This is a genomic window from Phenylobacterium sp. (assembly GCF_044371015.1).
GTDB lineage: Bacteria > Pseudomonadota > Alphaproteobacteria > Caulobacterales > Caulobacteraceae > Phenylobacterium.
In genome coordinates this window covers 1-6,941 of sequence record NZ_JBILUK010000166.1, presented here as the reverse complement: position 1 = coordinate 6,941, position 6,941 = coordinate 1, and the positions used below count along the sequence as shown (strand labels likewise).

10 protein-coding genes are annotated in these 6,941 nt (G+C 68.2%); 6 read left to right on the top strand and 4 right to left on the bottom strand.

Translation table 11 applies throughout. The annotated features are described in order from the left end of the window. Both ACIQ3R_RS13060 and ACIQ3R_RS13055 read left to right on the top strand, forming a co-directional pair. Positions 1–192, top strand: a 192-nt coding sequence (locus ACIQ3R_RS13060; protein WP_397419178.1) for a DUF6285 domain-containing protein, incomplete at its 5' end; no start/stop codon positions are given. Between the two features lie 9 nt (positions 193–201). Further along, the gene (locus ACIQ3R_RS13055) at positions 202–1,122 is read left to right on the top strand and encodes an EamA family transporter (RefSeq protein ID WP_397419176.1); all 921 of its coding nucleotides are present in this window, start codon (positions 202–204) and stop codon (positions 1,120–1,122) included. A gap of 46 nt (positions 1,123–1,168) precedes the next feature. On the opposite strand, the gene ACIQ3R_RS13050 is transcribed toward ACIQ3R_RS13055, so the two are convergent. Continuing rightward, positions 1,169–1,510, bottom strand: coding sequence for a hypothetical protein (locus tag ACIQ3R_RS13050; RefSeq protein WP_397419174.1), 342 nt, complete (start codon positions 1,508–1,510; stop codon positions 1,169–1,171). Positions 1,511–1,587: 77 nt separating this feature from the next. Here ACIQ3R_RS13050 and ACIQ3R_RS13045 point away from each other — a divergent pair, with 77 nt between their 5' ends. After that, positions 1,588–2,571, top strand: coding sequence for a helix-turn-helix transcriptional regulator (locus tag ACIQ3R_RS13045; RefSeq protein WP_397419172.1), 984 nt, complete (start codon positions 1,588–1,590; stop codon positions 2,569–2,571). A 193-nt stretch (positions 2,572–2,764) separates the two neighbouring features. Then, positions 2,765–3,682 (top strand): YihY/virulence factor BrkB family protein, encoded by a 918-nt coding sequence (locus ACIQ3R_RS13040; RefSeq protein WP_397419170.1) that lies wholly within the window; start codon positions 2,765–2,767, stop codon positions 3,680–3,682. Here the strand turns inward: ACIQ3R_RS13040 and ACIQ3R_RS13035 are convergent. Continuing rightward, positions 3,660–3,911 carry a sulfurtransferase TusA family protein gene (locus ACIQ3R_RS13035; RefSeq protein ID WP_397419168.1) on the bottom strand — a complete coding sequence of 84 codons (252 nt, stop codon included), beginning with the start codon at positions 3,909–3,911 and terminating at the stop codon, positions 3,660–3,662. The two genes, ACIQ3R_RS13040 and ACIQ3R_RS13035, sit on opposite strands and share 23 nt — an antisense overlap. 26 nt (positions 3,912–3,937) lie before the next feature. Next, positions 3,938–5,497, bottom strand: a complete 1,560-nt coding sequence (locus ACIQ3R_RS13030) for a pilus assembly protein TadG-related protein (protein WP_397419166.1) — start codon at positions 5,495–5,497, stop codon at positions 3,938–3,940. 209 nt (positions 5,498–5,706) lie between these two features. Between ACIQ3R_RS13030 and ACIQ3R_RS13025 the strand changes: the two genes are divergently transcribed. After that, positions 5,707–6,156, top strand: a complete 450-nt coding sequence (locus ACIQ3R_RS13025; RefSeq protein WP_397419164.1) for a TadE family protein — start codon at positions 5,707–5,709, stop codon at positions 6,154–6,156. Further along, on the top strand, positions 6,153–6,674 hold the full coding sequence (locus tag ACIQ3R_RS13020; protein WP_397419162.1) for a TadE/TadG family type IV pilus assembly protein: 522 nt from the start codon (positions 6,153–6,155) through the stop codon (positions 6,672–6,674). Before ACIQ3R_RS13025 ends, ACIQ3R_RS13020 begins: the two co-directional genes overlap by 4 nt. Here ACIQ3R_RS13020 and ACIQ3R_RS13015 read toward each other — a convergent pair. Then, positions 6,671–6,941 (bottom strand): pantoate--beta-alanine ligase (locus tag ACIQ3R_RS13015; protein ID WP_397419160.1); only part of this gene is annotated, 271 nt, incomplete at its 5' end. The genes ACIQ3R_RS13020 and ACIQ3R_RS13015 overlap by 4 nt on opposite strands.

Genomic DNA, 6,941 nt, shown 5'->3' with positions numbered 1-6,941 from the left:
ATGTCGGGCCTGCTGGGTCGCAGCGGAACCCACGCCGAGCTGAACGCGGCGCTTTGCGAGGCGATCCGGACCGGGGCGATGAGCGTCGAGACGCCGGGGCTGCTGGATGCGCTGACCACCATGGCGCGTCGGCAGATCGCCATCGACCAGCCGAGCTACCGGCCGGAGGGAACCCCTCCGCCCGGGACCTGAGCGCCGGGCATGACAGCCGGCCCCCATTCGGGATCCTGGGGGCTGCCGCTGGCCGCCGTCATCATCGCGATGATGTGCTTCCAGGTGAGCGCGGCGCTAGCCAAGTCGATGTTCCCGGTGCTGGGCGCGGACGGGACGGCTGTGGTGCGGCTGGCGCTGGCCGGGCTGTTGCTGTTGGCGCTGACGCGGCCCTGGCGGGCCTGGCCGAAGCGGGCGCATTGGCCGGCGCTGATCGGACTGGGCGTCTCAACCGCCGCGTCCATCGGCTTCTTCTACCAGGCGCTGGAGCGGCTGCCGCAGGGCGTGGTGGTGGGGCTGCAGTTCCTGGGGCCGCTGGCGGTGGCGCTGTTCGGCTCGCGGCGGCCGCGCGACGTCGTCTGGGCGGCGCTGGCCGGGGCCGGCGTCTGGGGGCTGGTCGGACCGGGCGCCGGACCGGTGAGTTTCGATCCCGTCGGCGTGCTGTTCGCGCTGGGCGCCGGCGCGGGCTGGGCGGGCTACATCCTGTTCGGCCGGACGGCGGGCGGCGACCTCGGGCCCTCAGCCGGGGCGCTTTCCATCGCGATGGCGGCGGTCCTGTTGCTGCCGGTGGGCGGCGAGTCTGCGCTGCCGGTGCTTTCGTCGGCGACGCTGCTGGGGCTGGGACTGGTGCTGGCGGTGGTCTCGACGGCCCTGCCGATCCAGCTCGAACTCTATGCGCTGCCCCGGATGCCGGCGCGGACCTTTGCGGTGCTGATGAGCCTGGAGCCCGCCTTCGCCGCGATCTCGGGCTTTGCGTTCATGGGCGAACGCCTGACCCTGGCGCAGATCGGCGGGCTTTTCGCTGTCATGCTGGCGGCGGCCGGCGCGGCCTGGACAGCCATGCCTGGAGCGCGTTCGGCGAAAGTGGAAGCCGATTTCGCCGCGAGAACGCGCTCTAATTCAAAGAGATAGAGCCTGTTCGACCGGTCTTGATGGTTCCATCAAGACCGGACAGGCTCTAGGCCGCCTCCAGCACCCGGATGATCTGGCTCTCGCGCTCGTTCCAGAGGATGGCGACATTGGCGGCGCGATCGGTTTCCCGGCCCAGCGCAGCCTTGACCTCGGGTTCGCGCAGGCGGTGCTCGGAGAGGCGCAGAAGGGTGCGCTCGCCGCCCTGGTCGACCGCGACGTCGTGAAAGCGCAGCACCGCATCGACCAGCGCCGCCGGCGGCAGGGTCGGGCGCTGCGGCGATTGCGTGGGGCGCGGGCTGGCCGGATGGGGCGTGAAGCGCGCAGGGGAGAAGCGGCCGGGCTTGTAGGGTTGGGCGCGGCGAGCGGCGGGGCGGAAGGTGGTGGCCATCGGTCTGGAACGCCTTGCGGGTTTGCGATGGTTCTGGTTCTGTCTTGTAGCTACGTCAAAAACGGACGCGTTGAATCATGCGGCAGGAAAAAAGCGCGCGACTGCTCGAGATGGCCCGGATGATGGCCGGCAGCGCCGAGGGGCTGACCCTGGACGAGATGGCGGAGCGCCTGGGCGTCGGCCGTCGCACGACCGAGCGGATGCGCGATGCGGTGGGGATGCTGTTCCCGGAGATGGAGGCCTTGGACGACCCGCCGATGCGGCGGTTTCGCATCCCCGCCGGGCTGGATGGCCTGTTCCAGGCGCCGACGGCGGAGGAGATGACCGCGCTGGCCGGCTCGGCGGAACTGGCCGAGCGGCAGGGGGCGGGCTCGCGCGCCCAGGCCTTGCGCGCCCTGGAGCGCAAAATCATGTCAGCGACCCGGGCCTCGGCGCGGCGTCGGCTGGCGCCTGATCTGGAGGCGCTGTTGCAGGCCGAGACGATCGCGGTGCAGGCGGGTCCCCGACCGTTCGAGGACGATCGGGTGCTGGCGGCGGTGCGGGCCGCGCTGAAGGCGGTCTCGACGATCCGGTTCCGATACGAGGGCGGCTCAACGCCGGGGCGGGTGCGGGAAGTGACTCCGCTGGGCATCCTGTTCGGTCGCTCGAACTACCTGGTGGCGATCGAGACCGAAGATGCAGGGCCCCGCAACTGGCGGCTGGACCGGGTGTTCGACGTGGAGGTGACGGAAGCTCCGGGGCGTCCGCCGCCGGGGTTCTCGCTTCAGGCCTATGCGGATGAGAGTTTCGGCATCTACCAGGACGACACCGAGGACGTGGAACTGAGGATCACGCCCGAGGGGCGGGAGGACGCGCTGCGTTGGCGGTTCCACGCGCGCCAGAGCCTGGAGGATCGGCCGGACGGGTCGGTGATCGTGCGGTTCCGGGCCAGTGGAATGCGGGAGCTCGCCTGGCATCTGTTCACCTGGGGCGACAAGGTGGAGATCCTGGGACCGGAGAGCCTTCGCCGGATGATGCAGGGCGAGCTGGCGGCGGCCATGCGAGCACACGTCCAAAACTGACGTACCGGATGTTCAGGGTGCTCACACAGCCAAGGAGACACCCATGCCCGTCCTCGACTACGCCCAGCTCTACGAGACCGAGTTCCGCCGCGCCCGTCTGCGCCGCGCCTGGACCGGCCTGATCCGCATCGTGCGGGACCTGATCGGGTAGGGCGCTTGTCCGGCGCGGCGCGCCCGATCACCCTGTCGGGGCATGAACCCCGCCGAGTCGCCCCGTCGCCGACGCCTTAAGGACCTTGATCCGTTGTTCGCGGTCCGGTTGGCGCTGACCGTGATCGGCCGGTCGCTCACCCGGATGTGGGGCCGGGACGTCATGCTGTTCAACGGCGGCGTGTCGTTCTTCGTGATGCTCGCGATCTTCCCGGCCCTGGCCATCGCCATGGGCCTCTACAGTCTCCTGTCGGACCCGGCCCAGGTGGCGGCGCAGGGCGAGGCCCTGGCCCAGGTGATGCCGGACGCCGCGCGGATGATCCTGCAGAGCGAACTGATGCGGCTGTCGCAGGCGCCGGCCGGCACGGTCTCATTCCAGAGCGGCGTGGCCCTGGTGATCGGCGCCTATGCGGCCCATCGCGGCTTCAAGGCGCTGCTGGCCGGCCTTTCGTTCATCCACGACGAGGACAAGCCGCGCGGATTCGTCGGCTTCAACCTGCTGGCGCTGGCCGTCCTGCTGGCCACCTTGGCCGCGTTGGGGGCGCTGTCGGGCGTGTTCTTCGCCTTCCGGATCCTCGGCGAAACCTTTGAGCTTCGCCCGTTACGCGGCGCGCCCTGGCTCTATAGCGAGTGGACCTGGGCCAGCGTCGGGATGACGCTGGGCATGGCGCTGATCTATCGCTGGGCGATGTCGCGCGAGCCGGTCGACTGGCGCGCCTCGTTGCTGGGCGGAGTCGCGGCGGCGGCGCTCTGCCTGTTCGCATCCTGGGGCCTGGGCTTCTATGTCGAGCAGATCGCCGAACTGGGCGCGACCTACGGCTCGGTCGCCACGGTGGTGATCTTCCTGATCTGGCTGTCCTGGAACGTGAACGCGGTGTTTTTCGGCGGGGCCCTGGCCACCGAAGTGGAGTTGGCCGCCCACGCCCGCCGCACGCCGATCAGCCCGCGCCCGTCGATGTAGGCGGCTTCTCCAGCACGAAGGTCAGCAGACCGTCGAGTTCTTCGGCGGAAACAAGGGTCGCGCCGAACTGTCCCGCGAAGTGCGGAACGTCGATGCGGGCCAGGGGGTCGTCGGCCAGCAGCCGCACGGTCGCGCCCGCCGGCGCGGCTTCCATCGCGCGACGCAGGCGCAGGGTTGGAACGGGGCAGCGGTGCCCGCGCGCGTCCACCTCGATCACCGGCGTCGTCATGACGGCGGCATAGGGCGCCTTGGGGTCTAGCGCGAGAGGTGCAGCGCCGCGATCTGGCCGGCGATCGACTCGAACACGTTGGTCAGGTCTGAGGAGTCGTCCACGTCATAGTAGTAGTCCCGGCCTGAGGCGCAGGTCTCCAGCAGCTCGCTGCTTCCCGTCTCCACCTCCACGCGGATGGTGTAGATCTCGATCTCACGATCCTTGATGTTCTCGCACATGAGCGCCAGCCGGGAATCCAGCGCCGCGGTCCGTTCAGCGCTGGAAGCGCCCTGCTGCAGCGGCTGTCCGTTGGACTTCAGCACGCGGCCCTGCCAGATGTAGCCGGTCGCCGCATAGGTCCCGTCGTTGGGCGTATCGCGCTGGGCGATGGTGTTCTCGCCGTCGGTCATCAGCACGATGATCTTCTTGTGCTTGGCTGTGCCGTAGGGAACGCCGTCGCTGAACGGGGCCCATGAAGTTAGGGTGTTCCAGCCCCACGACATGCCGATGGGGATGTTGGTGTTGCCGTCCGCCGACAGGTTGTTGATCGCAGTCCGCAGGGCGCTGAAGTCGGTGGTGAGCCGCATCAGCCTGGCCATCTTGCATCCGCGATTGGGGCCGAAGTCGGTGTTCATGCCGCTGGTGGACTTGTACTTGGTCACCATGCCCTGGCGGACCCGCCAGTTGGAGCTGGTGGTGCCGTCCTTCAGATAGTCGTTCTGATAGTCGTCGCCGTAGCCGCTCGTCTTGCTGTCGGGTTCATCGACCGCGAAGTAGGGCGTGTAGAGGGTCGCCGGGACGCCTGCCGAGGGCGCCGTGTCCTGAATGTCGTAAGGCGCTTGCCGCATTTCGACGCAGCCGCGCCATGCCGTCCCGATGGTGTTGAACAGCGTAAAGCGATTGGCGAACTGGGTTCCGCTGGATGTCGTGAAGATCTGGTTGTTGACCGGCGCGACGCCCGCCTGGTCCATCCAGACCGCGTTCCGAAAGAGCGTTCCGTCGATCCGCACGGCGTTGGCGAACGGCACCATGGAGATCTTCACCGAGTCGGGCTCGATGGCCTTGTCGGAGGCGTCCTCCATCTTGTCGATGAACGCTTTGGCGGCGTCCTTCATGTCCTGGAGCTTGCTGCCGTCGTTCATCGAGCCGGTGGTGTCGAGCACGAGCGCGATCTCGACCTTCATATCGGCGCGGACCACCTGGGAGACCGCCGAGACGGTCATGGTCCCGCCCGAAACCATGCCGGCGATGAACGGTGTGAAACGCAATTGGGCGGTGGCTTCGACCCGCCCTCCATCGCCGAAGCGGAAGCTCTGGGCGTGAAGCTGGTAGTCCGAACTGAGCTTGAGATTCTGCGCCAGAAACCGGGAACCCGCGGCCTGAAGCTGGGTGTCGGTGGTGGCGGTCGTGCGGGCGGCGCCCAGAGCGGCGGCGTCCAGGGCGTCCTGAAGCTGCGACTTGGCGCTGGTGACCCGCGCCAGATCGATCGCCCCAAGACCGGCGAGGGCCAGCGGAGCCATGGATAGGGCGGCGACGACCGCCACGTTGCCCCGCCTATCGAGGAAGAAGGGTGTGCCGGAAGAGAAGGGGAACCGCATCCGCATCGTGCGCGCCCATGTTGTTCAGAGGCGGCCAGACTACGATTTCGCGGATAATCGAGTATTGGCTGAGTACGTTAAACGATATTTACCGTAAATTCACGGAGCTTAACAGTTCATCTACCGACCTCGCCCATAATCACGACATGTGCTTGTGGCACCCGTCGCGATCCCTGCTACGTCGTCTGGGGCGAAACACCCGCGGCGCCACCGCCGTGGAGTTCGCTTTCGTGGCGCCCGTGCTGGTGTTCTCGATCCTGTCACTGATTGAAATCGGAATGCTCGGCATGATGACGAGCGGGGTCAACAATGCGGTGGTCGAGACCGCGCGCCGCATCCGCACCGGCCGTGATGACGCCGCCGCCAGCGCTTCGGACTTCAAGGACCAGATCTGCGCCCGGTTGGGCGGCAGCCTGACGGCCTGTCGGGGGCGCCTGCAGATCAGCGTGCAGACCTTCCCGCGCTTCGCCGACGCCGCCGCGGTGGCGGCCGCGGCGCCCAATGGGTCGTTCAATCGCGGCGGCGCGGGCGACATCATCGTGGTCAAGGCCAACTACTCCTGGCCGTTGATGACGCCGTTCCTGGCCACGACCAACGGACGCGACGGGCCGACCAGCGTGGTGATCGCGTCCCGGGTGGCGTTCAAGAACGAGCCGTTCGAGTGAGGCGTTGCGCACGACGTTTCGTGGGCGAGGCCCGGGGCGCGGCGGCGATCGAGTTCGCCCTGATCTTCCCCGTGCTGTTCGCGCTCAACATCGCCGCGGCCGAGGCGCTGATGGTCTATCAGGCGCAGCGCAACGTCGCGCACATCGCCGCCGCCATGGCCGATATCACCGCCCAGAGCCGCACGGTGACAGATCAGGAGCTGACCGACATCCTGGGCGCGTCGACCGTGATGATCCATCCGTTCCCCACTGCGAGCCTGCAGCAGCGGGTCTCGAGCCTAAGCGCAAACAGCGGGGGCGCCGTCAGCACGGACTGGACGGCGAAGCGGGATTACACGCAGTCGGGAGGCCCCAGCGTTCCGACGGGTTACCTGCTGGCCAATGAAAGCGTGATCGTCACGGACGTGATCTACGACTACCGTCCAACCTTCGGCCTGTTCCTGCCCGACACCATCCGATTCAGCCGCAAGGCCTATTCGCGGCCGAGGCTGTCGGCGAGGGTCGAGAAGGTGAGCTAGGAAGACGGCGCGGCCTTCACCTGTCCGACTTCCAGGTTGTCGATCAGACGGGTGTCTCCCAACCAGGCCGCCGCCAGCAGGCGGGCAGGGCGGTCCAGGGCGGCGAGGGGCGAGAGATCCTCCGCGGCGCGGAGCTCCAGGTACTCGACGCGATCAAACCCGGCCGCCTCGATGGCCGCCTTGGCTTCGGTCAGGGCAGGGGGCGGAGCGGCGCCTGCAGCCAATTGTCCGGCTGTGGCGGCGAGCACGGCCTGGAGCCGGGGGGCG